This window comes from Mycobacterium sp. E802 (assembly GCF_001666875.1).
Taxonomy (GTDB): Bacteria; Actinomycetota; Actinomycetes; order Mycobacteriales; family Mycobacteriaceae; genus Mycobacterium.
This window is the reverse complement of the sequence record NZ_LZJD01000030.1, coordinates 13,346-32,772: the sequence shown is the minus strand read 5'-3', so window position 1 is coordinate 32,772 and position 19,427 is coordinate 13,346. Positions and strand designations below refer to the sequence as shown.

Annotated in this window: 17 protein-coding genes; 13 read left to right on the top strand and 4 right to left on the bottom strand. The window is 67.5% G+C overall.

Features of this window, described 5'->3' with window-relative positions; all coding sequences use genetic code 11:
• Positions 1-117: 117 nt before the first annotated feature.
• Entirely contained in the window at positions 118-684 is a 567-nt protein-coding gene (locus tag A5699_RS04605; protein ID WP_067766064.1) for a B-4DMT family transporter, read from the bottom strand.
• A 33-nt stretch (positions 685-717) separates the two neighbouring features.
• Here A5699_RS04605 and A5699_RS04600 point away from each other — a divergent pair, with 33 nt between their 5' ends.
• From A5699_RS04600 to nusB, 3 genes are read left to right on the top strand one after another with little or no spacing between them, the layout of a single operon-like run.
• On the top strand, positions 718-1,803 hold the full coding sequence (locus tag A5699_RS04600) for an aminopeptidase P family protein (protein ID WP_067766061.1): 1,086 nt from the start codon (positions 718-720) through the stop codon (positions 1,801-1,803).
• A 24-nt stretch (positions 1,804-1,827) separates the two neighbouring features.
• Positions 1,828-2,391 carry an elongation factor P gene (efp, locus tag A5699_RS04595; RefSeq protein ID WP_067766058.1) on the top strand — a complete coding sequence of 188 codons (564 nt, stop codon included), beginning with the start codon at positions 1,828-1,830 and terminating at the stop codon, positions 2,389-2,391.
• Positions 2,392-2,393: 2 nt separating this feature from the next.
• Positions 2,394-2,882, top strand: coding sequence for a transcription antitermination factor NusB (gene nusB, locus A5699_RS04590; RefSeq protein WP_067766055.1), 489 nt, complete (start codon positions 2,394-2,396; stop codon positions 2,880-2,882).
• A 15-nt stretch (positions 2,883-2,897) separates the two neighbouring features.
• On the opposite strand, the gene A5699_RS04585 is transcribed toward nusB, so the two are convergent.
• A complete protein-coding gene (locus A5699_RS04585) occupies positions 2,898-4,454 on the bottom strand; it encodes an HNH endonuclease signature motif containing protein (protein WP_197508186.1) in 1,557 nt (518 codons plus the stop codon).
• Positions 4,455-4,721: 267 nt separating this feature from the next.
• On the opposite strand from A5699_RS04585, the gene A5699_RS04580 reads away from it, so the two are divergent.
• The 8 genes from A5699_RS04580 to A5699_RS04545 all read left to right on the top strand — a co-directional run bounded on the left by A5699_RS04580 (position 4,722) and on the right by A5699_RS04545 (position 14,371).
• Positions 4,722-5,480, top strand: a complete 759-nt coding sequence (locus A5699_RS04580) for a GntR family transcriptional regulator (RefSeq protein ID WP_082957574.1) — start codon at positions 4,722-4,724, stop codon at positions 5,478-5,480.
• Positions 5,477-5,704 (top strand): ferredoxin family protein, encoded by a 228-nt coding sequence (locus tag A5699_RS04575; RefSeq protein ID WP_067766052.1) that lies wholly within the window; start codon positions 5,477-5,479, stop codon positions 5,702-5,704. Before A5699_RS04580 ends, A5699_RS04575 begins: the two co-directional genes overlap by 4 nt.
• A 10-nt stretch (positions 5,705-5,714) precedes the next feature.
• Positions 5,715-7,145, top strand: a complete 1,431-nt coding sequence (locus tag A5699_RS04570) for an ABC transporter substrate-binding protein (protein ID WP_067766049.1) — start codon at positions 5,715-5,717, stop codon at positions 7,143-7,145.
• Complete coding sequence (locus A5699_RS04565; RefSeq protein ID WP_067766046.1) at positions 7,142-7,999, top strand: ABC transporter permease; 858 nt, start codon at positions 7,142-7,144, stop codon at positions 7,997-7,999. The genes A5699_RS04570 and A5699_RS04565 overlap by 4 nt, the downstream gene beginning before the upstream one ends.
• Positions 7,996-8,748: an ABC transporter ATP-binding protein gene (locus A5699_RS04560; protein ID WP_067766043.1), complete on the top strand. Its 753-nt coding sequence runs from the start codon at positions 7,996-7,998 to the stop codon at positions 8,746-8,748. The genes A5699_RS04565 and A5699_RS04560 overlap by 4 nt, the downstream gene beginning before the upstream one ends.
• Positions 8,741-11,428, top strand: coding sequence for a fumarate reductase/succinate dehydrogenase flavoprotein subunit (locus tag A5699_RS04555; protein WP_067766040.1), 2,688 nt, complete (start codon positions 8,741-8,743; stop codon positions 11,426-11,428). Before A5699_RS04560 ends, A5699_RS04555 begins: the two co-directional genes overlap by 8 nt.
• A gap of 83 nt (positions 11,429-11,511) precedes the next feature.
• Positions 11,512-14,118 (top strand): LuxR family transcriptional regulator, encoded by a 2,607-nt coding sequence (locus tag A5699_RS04550; RefSeq protein WP_067766037.1) that lies wholly within the window; start codon positions 11,512-11,514, stop codon positions 14,116-14,118.
• A gap of 55 nt (positions 14,119-14,173) precedes the next feature.
• The gene (locus tag A5699_RS04545; RefSeq protein ID WP_067766033.1) at positions 14,174-14,371 is read left to right on the top strand and encodes a hypothetical protein; all 198 of its coding nucleotides are present in this window, start codon (positions 14,174-14,176) and stop codon (positions 14,369-14,371) included.
• Here A5699_RS04545 and A5699_RS04540 read toward each other — a convergent pair.
• Both A5699_RS04540 and A5699_RS04535 read right to left on the bottom strand, forming a co-directional pair.
• Positions 14,368-15,570, bottom strand: coding sequence for a serine hydrolase (locus A5699_RS04540; protein WP_067766029.1), 1,203 nt, complete (start codon positions 15,568-15,570; stop codon positions 14,368-14,370). The two genes, A5699_RS04545 and A5699_RS04540, sit on opposite strands and share 4 nt — an antisense overlap.
• An 18-nt stretch (positions 15,571-15,588) precedes the next feature.
• Positions 15,589-16,677 carry an AraC family transcriptional regulator gene (locus A5699_RS04535; RefSeq protein ID WP_067766026.1) on the bottom strand — a complete coding sequence of 363 codons (1,089 nt, stop codon included), beginning with the start codon at positions 16,675-16,677 and terminating at the stop codon, positions 15,589-15,591.
• 190 nt (positions 16,678-16,867) lie between these two features.
• Here A5699_RS04535 and A5699_RS04530 point away from each other — a divergent pair, with 190 nt between their 5' ends.
• The gene (locus tag A5699_RS04530) at positions 16,868-17,995 is read left to right on the top strand and encodes an NDMA-dependent alcohol dehydrogenase (RefSeq protein ID WP_067766023.1); all 1,128 of its coding nucleotides are present in this window, start codon (positions 16,868-16,870) and stop codon (positions 17,993-17,995) included.
• A gap of 18 nt (positions 17,996-18,013) precedes the next feature.
• Positions 18,014-19,426 (top strand): aldehyde dehydrogenase family protein, encoded by a 1,413-nt coding sequence (locus A5699_RS04525; protein WP_067766020.1) that lies wholly within the window; start codon positions 18,014-18,016, stop codon positions 19,424-19,426.
• Position 19,427 lies beyond the last annotated feature (1 nt).

Genomic DNA, 19,427 nt, shown 5'->3' with positions numbered 1-19,427 from the left:
GGGCTGGCCAAACCGGGCCGTCTGGAAGGGCCGGACCCCTCACTGCTGGCGGCCGCCTACGCAGAAGTGGCGCGGGCCTGAGCGCCCGCGCCACGTGAATTCTGCTGTGCCGGCCCGTTACTGCTTGGGCTGGTCGGGATAGTCGACGGGCTGGGTGGTGTCGGCAGTCTCGTGGGCGCCGTTGGCGCTCACCGCGGCGAACACGTCGGTGTCGGCACGGTCGTCGGCGGCCAGGCCGTGGTGGCGCTGACGCGGCATCGGCGGGGCCTTGCGGTCCACCAGCCAGCGTCCCACCGTCACGCCGGCCACGCCGAGCAGGAACACCAACAGCGCGGTGAACGCCGCGAACGTGGTGACCTCGTTGAGCAGCGCATCGGTGTAGAGGCTCTTGTAGAACAACCCGATGAACCACGCCACCGCACCGCTGACGATCCCGGCGAACAGCCCGGCGATCAGCCAGGTCATCGCCATGTCGGCCCGACGATCCGGATCCGGGTTGCGGCGCGCGTCGTTCTGGCCGTCGATCAGGCCCCAGATCAGCACACCGATCCCGAACACCGTGACCAGTGCCAGGCTGAACCACGTGGCGTTGGCCGGCGAGGCGTTGATCAGTGCTCCTTGCAGTAAGCGCACGATGACCATCGCTGTTGCGAACACCACTCCGCGCAGTAACCACTTGCTCATGGGGGCACAGCGTAGCGAGTAGCGTCACAGACCGTGACTATTTCCCAGCGCAGGGATCGACTGCGGCGTCGGCTGGCGGACTCGGGCCTGGACGCGATGTTGGTGACTGACCTGGTCAACGTGCGTTATCTGTCCGGTTTCACCGGCTCCAACGCGGCGCTGCTGGTGCTCGCTGCCGATGCCACGCCGGTGTTGGCCACCGATGGGCGCTACCGCACCCAGGCCGCGCAGCAGGCGCCCGATGCCGAGGTGGTCATCGAGCGGGCCTGCGGAGTACACCTCGCCGGACGCGCCGCGCGCGGAGGCGCTGTCCGGCTGGGGTTCGAAAGTCACGTGGTGACGGTGGATGCCTTCACGGCGCTGACGAAGGCCGCCGGCGACTCGGTCGAGTGGGTGCGAGCCGCGGGCACGGTGGAGGCGCTGCGGGAGGTCAAGGACGCCGGTGAGATAGCGATGCTGCGGCTGGCGTGCGAGGCCGCCGACGCTGCGCTCACCGAGCTGGTGGAACGCGGCGGGCTGCGGCCCGGCCGCACCGAGCGTGAGGTGCGCAACGAGCTGGAAGCGCTGATGCTGGATCACGGCGCCGACGGGCCGTCGTTCGAGACGATCGTGGCGGCCGGGCCCAACTCGGCCATACCGCATCACCGGCCGACGGACGCGGTGCTGGCCGCCGGTGACTTCGTCAAGATCGACTTCGGCGCCCTGGTGGCCGGCTATCACTCCGACATGACGCGCACGTTCGTGCTGGGGCCGGCCGCGCAATGGCAACGCGAGATCTACGACCTGGTGGCCACCGCACAGCAGGCCGGACGCGACGCGTTGGCGCCCGGAGTGTCGCTGAGCGCGGTCGACGCCGCATCACGCCAGGTCATCGCCGATGCGGGCTACGCCGAGAACTTCGGTCACGGTCTCGGGCACGGCGTCGGACTGCAGATCCACGAAGCGCCGGGGATCAACGCCACCGCCGCCGGTACACTGCTTGCTGGCTCTACGGTCACCGTTGAGCCTGGTGTCTACTTGCCCGATCGCGGCGGTGTCCGGATCGAGGACACCCTGGTCGTCGGAGAGGCGACACCCGACCTGCTTACCCGGTTCCCCAAGGAACTGGCCATTTTGTGACGAAAGCTTAGGAGCTACACCCTCATGGCATCGACTGCCGACTTCAAGAACGGGCTCGTCCTGCAAATCGACGGACAGCTGTGGCAGATCGTCGAATTCCAGCACGTGAAGCCCGGTAAGGGTCCGGCCTTCGTGCGGACGAAGCTCAAGAACGTGGTGTCCGGCAAGGTCGTCGACAAGACCTACAACGCCGGCGTGAAGGTGGAGACCGCCACCGTGGACCGCCGCGACGCCACCTTCCTGTACCGCGACGGCAACGACTTCGTGTTCATGGATTCCGAGGACTTCGAGCAGCACCCGCTGTCGGAGGACCTGGTCGGCCGCGCCGCGGGCTTCCTGTTGGAGAGCATGCCGGTGCAGATCGCCTTCCACGAGTCCGCTCCGCTGTACCTGGAACTGCCGGTGTCGGTCGAACTCGTCGTCAGCCACACCGAGCCGGGCCTGCAGGGTGACCGTTCCAGCGCAGGCACCAAGCCCGCCACGATGGAGACCGGTGCAGAGATCCAGGTTCCGTTGTTCATCAACACCGGCGACAAGCTCAAGGTCGACACCCGCGACGGCAGCTACCTCGGCCGCGTGAATGGCTGACCATGCCTGACCGCCGAGGCGACCGGGGCCGTCACCAGGCCCGCAAACGCGCCGTGGACCTGCTGTTCGAGGCCGAGGCGCGCGGTCTGACTCCGGAGGCGGTGGCGGACGGCCGGATCGCGCTGGCCGAGGATCAGCCTGACGTCACCCCGCTCAACCCTTACACGGTGTCGGTGGCGCGCGGAGTGACCGAGCATTCCGCCCACATCGACGATCTCATCTCGGCGCATCTGCAGGGCTGGACGCTGGAGCGGCTGCCCGCCGTGGACCGGGCGATCCTGCGGGTCGCGGTGTGGGAACTGCTGCACGCCGAGGATGTCCCCGAACCCGTCGCCGTGGACGAAGCTGTCGAATTGGCCAAAGAGCTGTCCACCGATGAGTCGCCCGGATTCGTCAACGGAGTGCTGGGTCAGGTCATGCTCGTGACTCCGCAGATTCGGGCCGCCGCGGCGGCCGTCCAAGGCGCCGTACAGGATCGTCCGGAGCAGTAGGGTCTCTGGCCCGGTTTACCTGTCATCGGCTTCCTCCTGGGGAATGAGTAGTTCCTCAGGGTAGAAGTGGTGGTTGACGGTGTCTTGGCCGGTGTCCATGAGAGGCGGCGGATGCCAGTGGACCCGACCGGTATCTGGGTCGACGCTGGTGGTCCAACCGAGGCCGACCAGACGATTGTCGGGCCCACAGCTCAACGCGAGGTCGGGGGCGTCGGTCTGTCCGCCGTGTTGCCAGTCCGCCTTGGCGTGGTGGACTTGGCATTGGTCGGCCGGGGCGGTGCATCCGGGGCGGGTGCAGCCGCGGTCGCGGTTGTAGAGCAGGAGTCGTTGTGCTTTGGTGGCCAGTCGTTTGGTGCGGGCCATGTAGAGCGGTTCGGCGGTGTGGTGGTCGTACACGACGAGGTAGTGAAAACTGTGCGATGCCAAGCGGATGAGATCGCTCATCGGCATCCAGATGCCCGAACCCGTGACGGCGATACCTGCGCCGGCTTCGAGTTCGGCCAAGGTGGTGGAGACGACCACGGTGACCGGCAGGCCGCCATGTTGGCCGAGTCGTTTGGACATGAGTAGCTCGCGCAGGGCGACTTTGAGTGCATCGTGGTTGCGTTGGGACTGGGTGCGCGTGTCCCGGGCGGCTGCCTGCTCCTGGTCCCGCTGAGCTTGCGGGTCCGCGGGGATGTCGGGTGTGGTCCGGTCGTCGCTGTCGAATTCGTTAGCGCCGGTTCCGGATTCAGTCCCGGCATCGTCGGTGGCGCGGTCCTCCGGATCAGGTGTATCGCCGGTGGCCGCCGAGCCGCTCTCACGGGTATCGACCGGGTCGGCCGCGGGGTTGTGGACCGGGTCGGGATCGGCGGGGTTGTTCAGGCCGGGCTGGCCCCACGCGTCCGTGACTGTGGTCAAATAGGCCGCCGCCTCGGGATCCAGCCACCCCTGGACGTGCACCAGCCCGTCGGCGTCCTGCTTGCCGATCCGAAGCCCACGCAGGTGCGCCGCGATGTCGGGTCCGTCGCCGTCCTGGTTGAGCAGATACAGCAGTTTGGCGGCGGCGGCCTTGAGCGTTTCGGGGGTTTCGCGGGCTGCTGCGGCCGCCAGGTCTGTTTCGACCTGGACGAGTTCACCGGCGTTCAGGTACTTCTGCGCCTGTCCCAACGTGTCGCGAATGACGTTTACGTGTTCGGTGTTGATCGTTCCCGACTGCAGCGCCTGCGCGCATGCAGGCAGTATCGGCTCCAACACCTCGCCGGTGAGGCCATATCGCGGCCCGAGGTCGGCAGCCGCCGCCACTCGGCGTGACGCTTCCCTGCGGCTGATCCGCATCCGGGTGGCAAGGACATCGGTCCACGACTTCCCACCGATCTCTCGTGGACTGGTCCGCGCCATCAGCGCCGACTGAATGCGGTGATCGACCGTCGCCTGGGCACGGGCCTGCCGCTCGCGCTCGGACTGGATCGCCAGTAACTCCGCAGTGTCGAACGTCGTGAAGTCGACGTCGATCAGCGAAGCGATCGCGGCGCGATGGCCGGCCAGCGCGGTCTGCACTGCGTCCCGACTCTGGGCCAACCCGACGTTCATGATTCGAACACTAGTTCGAACCACCGACAAGAATTCGCTGTTTGGGACCGATGTGGCCACAGTGACGAAAGTTTTTTGAGCGGGCCCAAACGACGTTTCGATCATCGCGATTTGTAAATTTTCATCACGGCCGAGGTGGCGCAATGCGAGCTGCGACAGCGGTTTCGCCAGGTACCGAACGTCGGCTGGCGGCGCAATCAATTAACCTGCGCAAACGGCAGATTCGCCGCACTGCGAGGCCTCCCGGATGCCCCTTACCTTGAGTGCGTGTCTTCCCAGCCCGAATCCAACCCTGTACCGCTGACGAGCCGACGTGCTCGCGCGGACCAGGCCCGTCAAGTCGCCGATGTGCTGCGTCATCAGATTTATGACGGCGCGTACGCCGGTGCCCTGCCGTCGGAAGCGGACCTGGCCGCCGAATTCTTCGTCTCGCGCAACACCGTTCGCGAAGCACTAGGAGTGCTCAAGAACGAAGGTCTGATCGAGCGGGGCACCAAAGTAGGCACCCACGTGGCGGCCCGCAAGTACGACCACGGGCTCGATGCCCTGGTCGGGCTGAAGGAAACCTTCAAGGACTACGGCGACGTCCGCAACGAGGTGCGTGCCGTGCAACGGCTCGCCGCACCTCCGGCGGTGGCCCGCAAGCTCGCACTCGAACCCGGGACGCAGGTGGTGTTCATCGAGCGTCTGCGCTACCTCGCCGACCTGCCGCTGTCTCTCGATCTGACGTACCTGGCTCCCGATATCGGGGAGCAGGTGATCGCGGATTCGCTGGAGAGCAACGACATCTTCGCGCTCATCGAGCGGGTCAGCGGATGCCGGCTGGGCGGGGCAAGCCTTGCACTGGAAGCGGTTTCGGCCGATCCGCACACCGCCGCGACGCTGGAGGTGCCCAACGGATCGGCACTGCTGATGGCCGAACGGCTGACCAGTCTGGACGACGGCAGGCCCGTCGACCTGGAGTACATCAGGATGCGCGGTGATCGAATCACCATGCGCGGCAACCTCGTGAGGAGAGACGCATGACGCTGGTCAATCAGCGGGCCGATGTTCCGGTGACGATCGACGAATCCCTGTGTATCGAAGGCTGCACGTTGTGCGTGGACGTGTGCCCGCTCGATTCGCTGGCCATCAACCCCGACAACGGCAAGGCCTACATGCACGTCGACGAGTGCTGGTACTGCGGGCCGTGCGCGGCCCGCTGCCCCACCGGCGCCGTCACCGTCAACATGCCCTATCTCATCCGGTAGAGGATCCGAAGTGAAAACAGCCCTGATCGCTCTGGCCGCCGGTCTGACGTTTGCGACCGCCGGTTGTTCCCTGGACTCGGCGACGAAGTCTGCCGACACTGTCGACGTCGTCGTCGGCTACCAGTCCAAGACCATCAACACCGTCACCGCCGGAACGTTGTTGCGGGCCCAGGGTTACCTGGAGCGTCGCCTGGCCGACATCACCACCCGGACGGGCACCAAGTACAACGTCACCTGGCAGGACTACGACACCGGCGCCCCGATCACCGCGCAGATGGTGGCCGAGAAGATCGACATCGGATCGATGGGCGATTACCCGATGCTGATCAACGGATCCAAGACCCAGGCCAACGAACGCGCGAAGACCGAAATCGTCTCCGTCACGGGGTACAACCCCAAGGGGGCGCTCAACATGGTTGTGGTCACGCCGGATTCACCGGCCAAGTCGTTGACCGACCTCGCCGGCGAGAAGATCTCGGCCAGCGTCGGGTCGGCCGGCCACGGCATGGTGGTGCAAGCGCTCGGTCGGGCCGGCATCGACGCCAAGACCGGCGTGGAGGTGCTCAACCAGCAGCCGCAGGTCGGCGCATCTGCTTTGGAATCCGGTCAGGTGCAAGCACTTTCACAGTTCGTCGCCTGGCCGGGTCTGCTGGTGCATCAGGGTAAGGCCAAGCTGCTGTATGACGGTGCCGAGCTGAACTACCCGACGTTGCACGGCGTGGTGGTGCGTCGCGCCTATGCGGCCGAGCATCCCGAGGTGCTCGACGCCTTCCTGCAGGCCCAACTCGACGCCACCGACTTCCTCAACACCAAGCCGCTGGAGGCCGCCCGCATCGTGGCCGAGGGCAGCGGCCTGCCGCAGGAGGTCGTCTACCTGTACAACGGCCCGGGCGGCACATCGTTCGACACCACGCTCAAGCCTTCGTTGATCGACGCGCTCAAAGGCGATGTGCCGTACCTGAAGTCGATCGACAACTTCGCCGATCTGGACGTGGCCGGTTTTGTGCAGGATGCGCCGTTGCGGGCCGCGTTCGCCGCGCGCGGGCAGGACTACGACAAGGCGCTGCGCTCGCAGACGAATCCTTCGGCGCTGAGCGGTACCGACCCGGTGTGCCAGCGGGCCGTCGACAACCCGGCGACCGCCGGTGAACTCTGGCTCGACGGGGCCGATACCACCACGGCCGCGGCCACTCCGGCATGCCTGCTCAAGGCGATCCGACGGGCCGAAAGCGAGGGCAAGAAGGTCCGGGCCGCGTACGTGACCGACGCCGAGCTGGGCACCCGGTGGTTCGCGGACAAGTCGGTCTGGGTCCGCGTCCCGGCCCACGGCGCCGAGGACTACCTGCCGTTCGGCACCCAGGCCGGGGCCGAACGCTACGTGGCGGCCCACCCCGGCAGTGTGGTGGTCGACTACCGGCAAGCCTTGGCAGGTGCGGTATGACGACCACCGACAGCGCGCCGGCAACGGTCGCCGACCGACCGGCATCCCCGGCCGCGCCCCGACGTCGTGCCCCGTCGGTCTGGCCTCGTCGTCTGGTGCGGCTGGCGTCGGTCGTCGGCGCCGTCGTGCTGTGGCAGGTGCTGACCGCCAACGACGTTCGGCTGGGCCTGCGTTTCGACACCCTGCCGACGGTCACCGAAATCACTGCGGCCCTGGTGTATCGGCTCGGCACTCCCGAGTACTGGCTGGACCTGGGCCAGTCGCTGATCCGGATCCTCACCGGGTTCGGAATCGCGGCGGTGGTCGGGGTGACCACCGGAATCCTGTTGGGACGGACGGCCTGGTTCGCCGACATCTTCGGGCCGCTCACCGAGTTGGCCCGGCCGATCCCGGCGATCGCGATGGTGCCGGTGGCCATCCTGCTGTTCCCCAGCGACGAGGCCGGCATCGTGTTCATCACGTTCCTGGCCGCCTACTTCCCGATCATGGTCAGCGTGCGGCATGCGGTGCGTGCGCTGCCGACCATCTGGGAGGACTCGGTGCGCACCCTCGGCGGTGGCCGTCTCGACGTGCTGCGGCAGGTGGTGCTGCCGGGGATCCTTCCCGGTCTGTTCGGTGGCCTCTCGGTCGGTATGGGGGTGGCCTGGATCTGCGTCGTCTCGGCCGAGATGATCTCGGGTCGCCTCGGCGTGGGCTACCGCACCTGGCAGGCGTACACGGTGTTGAACTATCCCGATGTGTTCGTCGGCATCATCACCATCGGCGTGCTCGGCTTCGTCACCGCCGCGGCGGTGGAACTGATCGGCCGCCGGGTCACCCGCTGGCTGCCGCGCGGTGAGGAGGTCACGAGATGAGCCCCACGGCCACCGCGACCGGGATGCGGCTCGAGCTGGACGCGATCACGTTGTCCTACACCGGCGCCCCGGTGATCGAGAACCTCAGCCTCACAGTCGAACCCGGTGAGATCTTGGTGCTCGCCGGACCGTCAGGCTGCGGCAAGTCGACCCTGCTGCGGGCACTGACCGGATTGCTCCGTCCCGACGCGGGCCGGGTGCTGGCCGACGGTGAACCCGTCACCACCACGTCGCGTGATCGCGGCATGGTGTTCCAGGACAGTGCCCTGCTGCCATGGCGTACCGTGCGGTCGAACATCGAGCTCGCGCTGCAACTCCGCGGCGAGCCGAGGGCCGGTCGCCGGGCGCGCGCGGACCGCTGGATCGACGAGGTGGGGCTGTCCGGGTTCGGCGACTTTCTGCCCAAGAGCCTCTCCGGTGGTATGCGACAACGGGTTCAGCTTGCCCGCGGCCTGGCCGGTGCGCCCCGCGCCGTAATGATGGACGAGCCGTTCGCCGCGCTGGACACCCAGACCCGGGCGGCCATGCAGCGCCTGTTGATCGACACCTGGCAGGTCCATCCCACCACGATCGTGTTCGTCACCCACGACGTCGACGAGGCACTCATCCTCGGTGACCGGGTCGCGGTACTCGGTCGTGCCGGACAGCCGTTGCGCGCCCTCGTCGAAGTGGGCCAGCCCCGAACCGACCATCCCGAACGATCCGCGCTACGCGCCGAGATCATCGCCGCCTTGGAGCAAAATGACTGACACCCTTGAGATCCCGGACGTTTCCGACGCCGTCCGGATCGACTGCGATGTACTGGTGATCGGCGGGGGCACGGCAGGCACCATGGCTGCGCTGACCGCGGCCGAGAACGGTGCCCAGGTGCTGCTGCTGGAGAAGGCCCACGTGCGGCACTCCGGGGCGCTGGCCATGGGGATGGACGGAGTCAACAACGCCGTGATCCCCGGAAAGGCCGAACCCGAGGACTACGTCGCCGAGATCACCCGCGCCAACGACGGAATCGTCAACCAGCGCACCGTCTATCAGACCGCCACCCGGGGATTCGCCATGGTGCAGCGGCTGGAACGCTACGGGGTCAAGTTCGAGAAGGACGAGCACGGCGAGTACGCCGTGCGCCGGGTGCACCGGTCCGGTTCCTATGTGTTGCCGATGCCCGAAGGCAAGGACGTCAAGAAGGCGTTGTACCGGGTGCTGCGCCAGCGCTCGATGCGGGAGAAGATCCGGATCGAGAACCGGTTCATGCCGGTGCGGGTTCTCACCGATGGCGGACGTGCGGTCGGTGCGGCGGCATTCAACACCCGCACCGGCGAATTCGTCACCGTGGCGGCCAAGGCCGTCATCCTGTCCACCGGTGCGTGCGGCCGGCTCGGACTGCCGGCCTCGGGATACCTGTACGGCACATACGAGAATCCCACCAATGCCGGTGACGGCTACGCCATGGCCTACCACGCCGGTGCCGAGCTGTCGGGAATCGAGTGCTTCCAGGTCAATCCGTTGATCAAGGATTACAACGGACCGGCCTGCGCCTATGTGGCCAACCCCTTCGGTGGTTATCAAGTCAACGCGCTGGGGGAGCGGTTCGTCGATTCCGACTACTGGTCGGGTCAGATGATGGCCGAGGTCAAGTCTGAAATCGAATCGGCGCGCGGACCGATCTACCTCAAGGTCAGCCACCTGCCCGACGAAACCTTGACCACGCTGGAGAACATCCTGCACACCACGGAGCGGCCCACCCGTGGAACGTTCCACGCCAACCGGGGACACGACTACCGCACACATGACATCGAGATGCACATCTCCGAGATCGGTTTGTGCTCAGGACATTCCGCATCCGGGGTGTGGGTGGACGAACATGCCCGTACCACGGTGCCGGGCCTGTATGCCGCAGGCGACCTGGCGTGCGTACCGCACAACTACATGATCGGCGCGTTCGTCTACGGCGACCTGGCCGGGGAACACGCGGCGTCCACACTGGCAGACGTGGCCGCGCCCCAAGAGCTTCCGGCCGATCAGGTGGCCCAGGCCCACGATCTCATCTACCGACCGCTGCGACACCCGGACGGCCCGCCGCAGCCACAGGTCGAGTTCAAGCTGCGACGGTTCGTCAACGACTATGTGGCCCCGCCGAAGACCGCTACCAAACTGTCCATCGCAGTGCAGACTTTCGAGCGGATGACCGCCGAGGTGGAGGGTATCGGGGCGCGTACGCCGCACGAGTTGATGCGGGCTGCGGAGGTGTCGTTCATCCGGGACTGCGCGGAGATGGCCGCGCGCTCCTCGCTGACCCGGACCGAATCGCGGTGGGGCCTTTACCACGAGCGGGCTGATCTGCCCGAGCGTGACGACACGCAGTGGCGTTATCACCTCAACCTCTACAAGGACGCCGACGGCGCCATGCAGTTCGTGAAGCGGCCGGTGGCACCGTATTTCGTCGCGGTGCCCGAGCTCGACCACCTCACTTCGCAGGACCCGGTGACCACCGTCGAACAACCCCACCTGCACGGTGGCCGGGCGCCTTCGGCCGAACGGTCCCGGGTGCGTACCGCGACCTCCGCCCAGCCACCGTCACCGCGGATCGTCGCGGTACTGGCCCTGGAGGAACCGTCGCTGGCGGATCTGGCCGGCTACCTTCAGGATGCGGACGCCGGTGTGCGCCGCACCGCGGTCGCCACCCTCGTCGAGCATCTGCCCGACGGATACCAGCCGGCGCTGGTGGCCGCCCTGGCCGACGGCGACGCCGGGGTGCGGCGCGAGACCGCCGACGCCGTGCGGGAACTCGTCGAGGTACTGCCCGAGCCCGGAGCCTTCAGCGATCGACTGGCCTCGGCGGACCCGGTGGTGCGTGCCGTCACCGTGTATCTGTTGAGTTCCCGGCGCGCCGGCAGCGCCCAGTCGTATCGAGCCGCGCTCACCGACACCGATCACCGGGTACGGATCGAGGCGGTCCGAGCCCTGGTGTCGGTCGACGATCACACCGGTGTCGCGGCCGCCACGACCGACGAGAACCGGGAGGTGCGGATCGCGGCGGTGGGTGGTCTGGCCACCCTGCGTGCCGGTGCCGACGCGGTACGCGTGGCGCTGGACGATCCCGATCCGCTGGTGCGGGCGGCGGCGCTGGCCTCGCTCGGTGCGGTCGGTTGCACCGGCGACGATGTGGTCAGCGTCGAGAAGGCGTTCACCGAATCGGCCTGGCAGATCCGCCAGGGGGCAGCGCGGGCGTTGGCCGGCGCCGAGCCCGAGGTCGCGGTACCCACCCTGTCACGGGCACTGGAGGACCGGCATCTGGATGTCCGCAAGGCGGCGGTACTCAGCCTGAGCCGGTGGGTGGATTCGGATTCGAGCGCGCGGCAGGCCCTCACCGCGGCATTGGAAGACAGCGATGCCGATGTTCGCGCGTATGCCCGCCAAGCCCTTGCCGGGTGAGCGGCACGTTTGCCAGAACGCCGGCGCCATCGAAGTTGGTCGTTACCGCTGCCAACGGCCGGACCTCGGCTTAATCTCGATGCGTGCGACTCGCCTGGCCGCTGACAGGGCGGTTGGAGGAGACCCGGCTGATCGACGCCGCGCTGGCCACCGCCGAACTGTCCGGGATCGTGGTCTATGGAAGTGCAGGCGTTGGCAAGAGCCGGATTGCCCGTGAAGTGCTCGCCGCGGCGGGCGCCAATGGCCACGAAACCCGCTGGGCGGTAGGCACATCAGCCGCCCGGTCGCTGCCGCTGGGAACGTTCGCGCGCTGGGTGGGAACTTCCGATGCCGACAGCGCGACCCTGGTCGGGCGGGTGATCGACGGGCTGACCACGACATCCGACAGTCACCCGGTGCTGGTGTGTGTCGATGACGCGCACCTGCTCGACGGATTGTCGGGTTTCGTGTTGCAGCAGATCGTGCAGCGAGGCGCGGCCAAGCTTCTGCTGACCGTCCGTACCGGTACATCGGTACCTGCCGAGGTGATCGCCGCGTGCGACAGTGGCCGGTTCGAGCGGTTGGACCTGCAACCGCTGTCCCGCGACGAGTCGACCCGGCTGCTGGTCGCCGCGCTGGGCGGCCCGCTGGATTCACAAGCAGCGCAGCGGTTGTGGCGGCTGACCCGCGGCAATGTCCTCTATCTGCGCACCATCGTCGAACAAGAGGTCACCCAGGGGCGGTTGACGTGTCAGGCCGGCTGCTGGCGCTGGACCGGCGATCCGGTGATGCCGCCCGGACTGGTCGAACTGATCGAGACGAGGATCGGCGCACTACCGCCGGCAGTCAGTGAAGTCGTCGACGTGCTGGCGGTCGCCGAGCCGATTCAGCTCGACCGGCTGACTGCGATCACCGATGCCGAATCAGTGGCGGTGGCCGAATCGCGGGGCCTGATCACGATCGACACCACCGAACGCGAGGTCCGGGTCTCCCACCCGCTTTACGCCGAGGTGCGACGCAACCGGGTGCCAGGTTCCCGGCTGCGTCGGTTGAGAGGATTGGTGGCCACCGCGCTCGGCGAGCGGGAAGACCGCGATGCCATGCGCGTGGTGGTGCGGCGGGCCACCCTGATGCTCGATTCTGACCTGCCGTTCGACCCGGAGTTGTTGACCCGTGCCGCCCAAGGTGCGGTGTGGCTGTCCGACCTGCCCCTGGCCGACCGGCTGGCCCAGGGTGCCATCACCGCCGGCGGCGACGTGGAAGCGTATTTCATTCGGGCCCATGCCTTGTCGTGGCTCAGCCGGGGTGCGGAATCGGACGCGGTGCTCGACGCCGTCGATCCCACCGATCTCGGCGACGACGGACGTGCTCGCCTGGCGTTCCTGCGGGCTTCCAACATGTTGTGGTCGCTCGCCGACCCGGAAGGCGCCAAGCGGCATGTCGACGTTGCGGCGACCGACATTCCGCGGGCGCACCGCGCCGGCATCGACGCGTTCTACACGGTGTACTGGGCGGCGATGGGTCACCCGGTGCGGGCCAGGGACGCATTCACCGGCCTGGATCTTGCCGCGCTGCCCGCCATCGTGGGTGCGGTGACCGCCTGGGCGGTGGCCACGTCGTACGGGCACGCCGGCTGCACCGACGAGGCTGTCACCGCCGTGCGCGCCGGTTACCGCATCGCGGACAGTTCCTTTGATGCCGCGCACACGCGGTTCGTCATCGCCGACGCCCACATCGATGCGCTGCTGCTGGCCGGGCGGATTCACCAGGCGCGCGAAGAAGCCGAGCACCTGAGTCGGCACGCCGCAGAGCTGCCGGGCGCGGCCCAGCTGTTCGGCATCGCGCTGGCGGGCCGGGTGGAGTCGGCGGCCGGTCAGCTCGGCGTTGCGGCCGAACTGCTGGATCCGGTGGTCGAAATGCTGCGGGCAGCGGGAGAGGCGAACGGGTTCAGCTACCGGTTCCACCTGCCTCGGGTCACAGCACTGGCCATCCAGGGACTGGGCGACGATGCCACAGTGGCCCAACTTGATGAGTGTCGTCACCAGAGTTGGCAGTATTTGGGCTACGAACACGCCCTGGTGCGGGCCTGGGTCGCTGCGACCCAGGGGGCCGTATCCGAAGCCGTCGACATCGTGCTCGCTGCCGCCGATACCGCCGAGGCCAACGGACAACTGGCGGCCGAGGTGTGGTGTCTGCAGATTGCCGCACAGTTCGGAGACCATTCCCGCGTTCACCGGCTCGACGCGTTGTCCGGTGTGGTCGAGGGACCTCGGGTCGGTGCCGCAGCGGCACTGTGCCGGGCGCTGTCCCACGATGATGGCGACGGATTATCCGGGGCCTCAATAGAATTCGAGAGTCTGGGCGACATGGTCGCAGCGGCTGACGCGGCCGGTCTGGCGGCGGTGGCATACCGGCGCAGGAATCTGCGCGGCTCGGCGATGGCGTCGGCAGCCCGGGCCAGGGCCCTGGCCGAGGCGTGCGGCGGGGCGGCCACCCCGGCTGTGCTCGCGGCCGGCGAACGCCTGCCGTTGACCGACCGGGAACGTGAGATCGCCATGCTGCTCGGCACCGGAATGTCGAGCCGTGCGATCGCCGAACGGCTGCGGCTGTCGGTGCGGACGGTCGAAGGACACATCTACCGGGCGATGGCGAAAACCGGGGCGTCCACCCGGGCCGAGCTGGTCGCGCTGCTGCCCCGACGGCACCGCTGATTCGGGTATCCGGGTACTCGCTTGGGGTCCGTCGAACCGTCGCATCCTGGATCGCATGGCCGACGAGGGCGAGACACGCGAACAGGCGCTGCGGGCACTGCCATTGCCGTATTCGCTGGCTCTGCGACTGCGAGACGCCGGGGTCGCCCGCGAGGTCGTGTGTGAGTACCTGAGCGTGGAGGAGTCAGCGCTCGACGGCTTCTACCGGATCGCCGAAGCCAAGCTGGCGGCCGCGTTGCCGGCGACGAGTTAGAGCTCCAGCGCCTGGTACGTGCGCCGGACGAATCGGGGTTGGGCCGTCTGCAGTTTCGCCAGCGAGGTGTTGCCACTGATGGCCGCGGCGTCCACGCCCAGATTCGGATGGTTCTGGATCAGGTAGATCAGGATCAGATCTGCCGACGGGTCGGCCTGCCACCAGGTGCCGTACGCGCCGGGCCAACTGAAAGTGCCCAGGCCGCCCGGGCCGAACAGCTGTCGCGACTTCGCCGGATCGGTCACCACCGACAGATTCAGTCCGAACCCCCGGCCGACCCAGAACGGGGCGCCGAGGAACTGGTACTGCTTCTGCTCGGGCGTGAGCCGGTCGGTCCGCATCAACCGCACCGACTCGTCGGAAAGCACACGCACTCCGTCGACGATGCCGCCGCCCAACAACATTCGGGCGAACTTCAGGTAGTCGTCGGCCGTGGAGAACAACCCGGCCCCGCCCGTGCAGAACGGGGGATCGGTGATCGGCGCCGGCCCCATCACATCGTGGGTGAGCTTGTTGTCGGCGGTCAGTTGGTACATCGTGGCCGCGCGGCGCCGGCCGGCGACGCCCACCGAGAACCCGGTGTCGGCCATCCCGAGCGGCTCGAAGATCCGCTCGGCCAGCACCTGGGACAGTGGCTTGCCTTCGATGCGGGACAACGCGATGCCCAGCACGTCGGTGGAGTGGCTGTAGGTCAGGCGCTCGCCGGGTTGATGCGCCAGCGGGAGCGCGGCCACCTCGGTCAGCCAGCGGTCTTGATCCTGACGCAGCGACAGTTTGCCGTAGGCCGACGCCAGCGGGCCCAGGACGGAGAACACGTAGGCGAGCCCGCTGCGGTGGGTCATCAGGTCGTCGAACGTGATGGGCCGGCGTGCGGGTTCCGTGCGGTCCAGCGGTCCGCGCGCTTCGCGCAGTACCCGCATGTCGGACAGCTCCGGCAGCCACTTGGTCACCGGCTCGTTCAGCGCGAGCTTGCCCTCCTCGGCCAGCGCCATCGCCGCCGCGACGGTGACGGGCTTTGTCATGGAGGCGATCCGGAAGATGGTGTCCCGTTGCATCGGCAGCCCGGCGTCGACGTCGCGGTGGCCCAGGGTGTTGACCTGAAGTACCTTGCCCGCCTGCCACACCAGGGTGACCGCACCGGCCAGCAGGCCGGCGTCGATCGCCTCACGGATGGAGGTCTGATTGCCGTCGAGGTTCATCCGCGCCAGGTTAGCGGCTCACCTCCGACGCCAGCGCCGGCGCGCCCTCACCACGCTCGGCCAGTCCTGGTAGCCGAGCCGGCGGGCCACCTCGTAGTGCGGAATCGTGCGATCGCGCAGCAAGTTGTCGGCGACGCTGCGGCGCACCTCGTCCAGCACGGCGCGGTAGGTGGTGCCCTCGTGCTCGAGGTGCCGACGCAGCGTGCGCGGGGCGTAGCGCAGGTGCAGTGCCACGTCGTCCAGCGTGAGGTCGAGTGAAGACTGATCGAGGAGATGTGCGCGCACCTGGGCGGCGACGCCGGTGTGGTGCAGCCGCTCGGCGCGGATGCGGTCGCACTGGGCGACCATGAGCTCGGTGGTGTGCGCGTTCGCCATCGGCAGCGCCAGATCGAGATACCCGGCGTCATAGACGATCTCGTTCCGGTCGCAGCCGAACCACACCGGCACGCGGAAGTAGTCGCGATAGATCTCGACGCCACTCACGGACATCGGCGGGAAGGAGAATCGGACCTCCCGAAGCGGTACCGCGTCGAAGTCCGGAAAGGTGTCGCGCTGGATCTGCATGACGGCGGTCAGATCTCGTTCGATGACGAATCGCCGGACGAGATCAGGCATGTCGTCGGCCTCGAATGCCAGCACGTACCGGTCGCCGTCATCGATGCGGGCCGTCATGGTCGAGAAGGCGAACGTCAGCATCGCGTAGTACAGACCCCGGTGTACCGTGTCCCGCACGCTCGCCGAGGCTGCCAGCAGATAGCCCAGGTAGCCGTATGCGGTCAGGTGGTATCGGCGGCCCAGTTCCACTCCCAAACCTGGCTGATTCCCGGTCAGTGCGGCCAGATTGCGGATCACCGCGAGCTCCTGACTGGCCTCGACGACGGTGTCGATGTCGGCCAGCGAGTAGGCATCGAGGTGAGAACCCGCCAGCACTGCGCCGGCGGAGATGCCGCGCTGGCCCGCCCACTCGCACATGATCGCCACCGAGACCGCCGTGCGCGGGTGGTCCCAGGGGTCGGTCATGGCCGCTATGACCCGATTGGTCGACTGCAGGACTCCGGACCCGGGGAGTGCGCCCTGATCTGCGGATTCGGCAAGACCCGACGTCATGCTGACCAGTTTTGCCGACCGGAGAAGCCCGGTCAACGGCGCCGCAGACCGCCGAATTGGCCGGAAATGTCGAGTTGTGGCCGGGACAGTCCTGTCGCAGCGCGAGTCGCCGCCCTACGGTTGCGGAGATAGTGATGTACATCTCAGATGGCCCGTATCTGTGTCTGGTGACACGCGAGGAGACGCGCTGGTGAAAGTAAAAGCTGCTGTCGTCGAAGAGATCGGCGCACCGTGGACGATCTGCGAGGTGGACCTCGGAGATCCGGTGGCCGGCGAGGTGCAGGTGCGGTTGACCGCGTCGGGCCTGTGCCATTCCGACGCCCATGTTGTCGCCGGCAGTAGCCCGGTGCCGTTCATGCCCGTGCTCGGCGGACATGAGGGTGCCGGGGTGATCACCAAGGTCGGCCCCGGCGTGACCGGTTTGGCCGAGGGCGATCACGTCGTGCTCGCCTTCATCCCGGCGTGCGGCACCTGTCCGTCATGCGCCACCGGTCTGCAGAACCTCTGCGACGAGGGCGCCGGGCTGTTGACCGGCCAGGCCGTCTCCGACAAGACCTACCGGGTGACCCGTGACGGCCAACCGATAATCCAGATGTGCCTGCTCGGCACCTTCGCGCCGTACGTCACCGTCAGTCAGGCGTCGGTCGTCAAGATCGAAAAAGATGTGCCGCTGGAGGTGGCCGCGCTGCTGGGCTGCGGAGTCTCCACCGGCTGGGGCTCGGCAACCGAGATCGGTGACACCCGTCCGGGCGACACGGTCGTGGTGATGGGCATCGGAGGCGTCGGCATCAACGCGGTGCAGGGCGCACGGTTCGCCGGGGCGCGGTTCGTCGTCGCGATCGACCCGGTCGACTTCAAGCGGAAGAAGGCGCTCGAATTCGGCGCCACCCACACGTTCGCCTCCGTCGAGGACGCCGCGGCCGAGTTGCCCGACCTCACGTGGGGCAAGATGGCCCAGGTCTCCATCATCACGGTCGGCGAGATCAAAGGCGAACACATCCAGCAGGCGCTGAGCCTGACCGGCAAGGGCGGGCAGGTGATCGTCACCGGCATGGGCGATTTCACGCAGTCCACCGTCGACCTCAACCTCTTCGAGCTCACCCTGCTGCAGAAACGGGTCCAAGGCGCGGTGTTCGGCGGCGTCGGCCCCCGCACCCAGATCCCGCGGCTGCTCGACCTCTACCGCTGCGGTGCCCTCAAGCTCGACGAACTCGTCACCGCGCGCTACCGCCTGGAGGACATCAACCAGGGATACCGGGACATGTTCGACGGCAAGAATCTTCGCGGCCTCGTCGTCTACTCCGACGCCGACTACTGAACTGACCAAGGGGCTCCAATGCACATCCAGGAAAGCAACTACATTGACGGCAAATGGGCGGTTTCGAGTGGAACCACCCGCATCCCGGTCGTCAACCCGGCCAACGACGAGGTGATCGCCGAGGTGGTGGCGGGCACCACCGCCGACGTCGACGCCGCGGTCGCTGTGGCCCGGGCCGCCTTCCCGGCGTGGGCCGCGACACCGGTCGGCGAGCGGGCAGACTATCTCACCGCGATCGCCGGCAAGCTGGCCGAGCGGTCCGAGGAGGTGGCCCGCACCATCTCCGCCGAAATGGGTTGTCCCATCTCGATTTCTCGGGCGATTCAGTTGGGGTTGCCGCTCAACAGTTTCACCGAGGCCGCCAACATCGTGCGGGACTACGAGTTCGAAAGTGAGTATCGCGGGTCGACGATCGTGCGCGAGCCGTTCGGCGTGCTCAGCGCGATCACACCCTGGAACTACCCGTTGCACCAGATCGCCCTGAAGGTCGCCTACGGATTGGCCGCGGGCAACACCGTCGTGGTCAAACCCAGCGAAGTGACACCGCTGTGCGCGCTTGCCCTGACGCAGATCATCGACGAGATCGGTCTGCCCCCAGGCGTGTTCAACCTGGTGTTCGGTACCGGCGCGGATGTGGGGGAGGCGATCGCCGGGCATGACGACGTCGACATCGTCAGCTTCACCGGCTCCACGCGGGCCGGCCGCCGGGTACAGGAAGTCGCCGCCCGCACCGTCAAGCGGGTGTCACTGGAACTCGGGGGCAAGAGCCCCAACATCATTCTCGACGACGCCGACTTGGAATCGGTGGTGCCCGCATCGGTCAAGGCCATGATGCTCAACTCCGGACAGACCTGTTCGGCACTGACCCGCATGATCGTCCCGCGCGACAAGCTGGCCGAGGTGGAGGCGCTGGCCAAGGCCGCCGCCGACGCATTGCCGGTGGGCGACCCGACCGACGAGGGAACTGCCCTGGGCCCGTTGTCATCCCGGGCACAGCAGGAACGGGTGTTCGGCCACATCCGCACCGCGATCGCCGAGGGGGCGCGTCTGGTCACCGGCGGTGAAACGGAAGCCGAGGGCCCGGGCGCCTTCGTCCAGCCGACCGTCTTCTCGGATGTCACCGAAGACATGACGATCCACAAGGAAGAGGTCTTCGGCCCGGTTCTGGCCATCGAGGCCTACGACTCGGACGACGAGGCCGTGCGGATCGCCAACGCCACCGATTACGGTCTGGCCGGCGCGGTCTGGTCGTCCTCGCCAGAACGCGCGGAGAATGTCGCGCGCCGAATCAGGGCCGGGCAGGTGCAGATCAACGCGGGTGCCTTCAACGCCAACGCGCCCTTCGGTGGCTACAAGCAATCGGGCAACGGGCGCGAAGCCGGTCGATACGGCCTCGAGGAGTTCCTCGAGATCAAGTCGATCCAGCGGTGAC

Bases quoted from the DNA above. Each gene is read 5' to 3' on its own strand.
- A5699_RS04605 (WP_067766064.1), bottom strand. From the start codon at position 684: ATGAGCAAGTGGTTACTGCGCGGAGTGGTGTTCGCAACAGCGATGGTC.
- efp (WP_067766058.1), top strand. From the start codon at position 1,828: ATGGCATCGACTGCCGACTTCAAGAACGGGCTCGTCCTGCAAATCGAC.
- nusB (WP_067766055.1), top strand. From the start codon at position 2,394: ATGCCTGACCGCCGAGGCGACCGGGGCCGTCACCAGGCCCGCAAACGC.
- A5699_RS04585 (WP_197508186.1), bottom strand. From the start codon at position 4,454: ATGAACGTCGGGTTGGCCCAGAGTCGGGACGCAGTGCAGACCGCGCTG.
- A5699_RS04575 (WP_067766052.1), top strand. From the start codon at position 5,477: ATGACGCTGGTCAATCAGCGGGCCGATGTTCCGGTGACGATCGACGAA.
- A5699_RS04565 (WP_067766046.1), top strand. From the start codon at position 7,142: ATGACGACCACCGACAGCGCGCCGGCAACGGTCGCCGACCGACCGGCA.
- A5699_RS04560 (WP_067766043.1), top strand. From the start codon at position 7,996: ATGAGCCCCACGGCCACCGCGACCGGGATGCGGCTCGAGCTGGACGCG.
- A5699_RS04555 (WP_067766040.1), top strand. From the start codon at position 8,741: ATGACTGACACCCTTGAGATCCCGGACGTTTCCGACGCCGTCCGGATC.
- A5699_RS04545 (WP_067766033.1), top strand. From the start codon at position 14,174: ATGGCCGACGAGGGCGAGACACGCGAACAGGCGCTGCGGGCACTGCCA.
- A5699_RS04540 (WP_067766029.1), bottom strand. From the start codon at position 15,570: ATGAACCTCGACGGCAATCAGACCTCCATCCGTGAGGCGATCGACGCC.
- A5699_RS04535 (WP_067766026.1), bottom strand. From the start codon at position 16,677: ATGACGTCGGGTCTTGCCGAATCCGCAGATCAGGGCGCACTCCCCGGG.
- A5699_RS04525 (WP_067766020.1), top strand. From the start codon at position 18,014: ATGCACATCCAGGAAAGCAACTACATTGACGGCAAATGGGCGGTTTCG.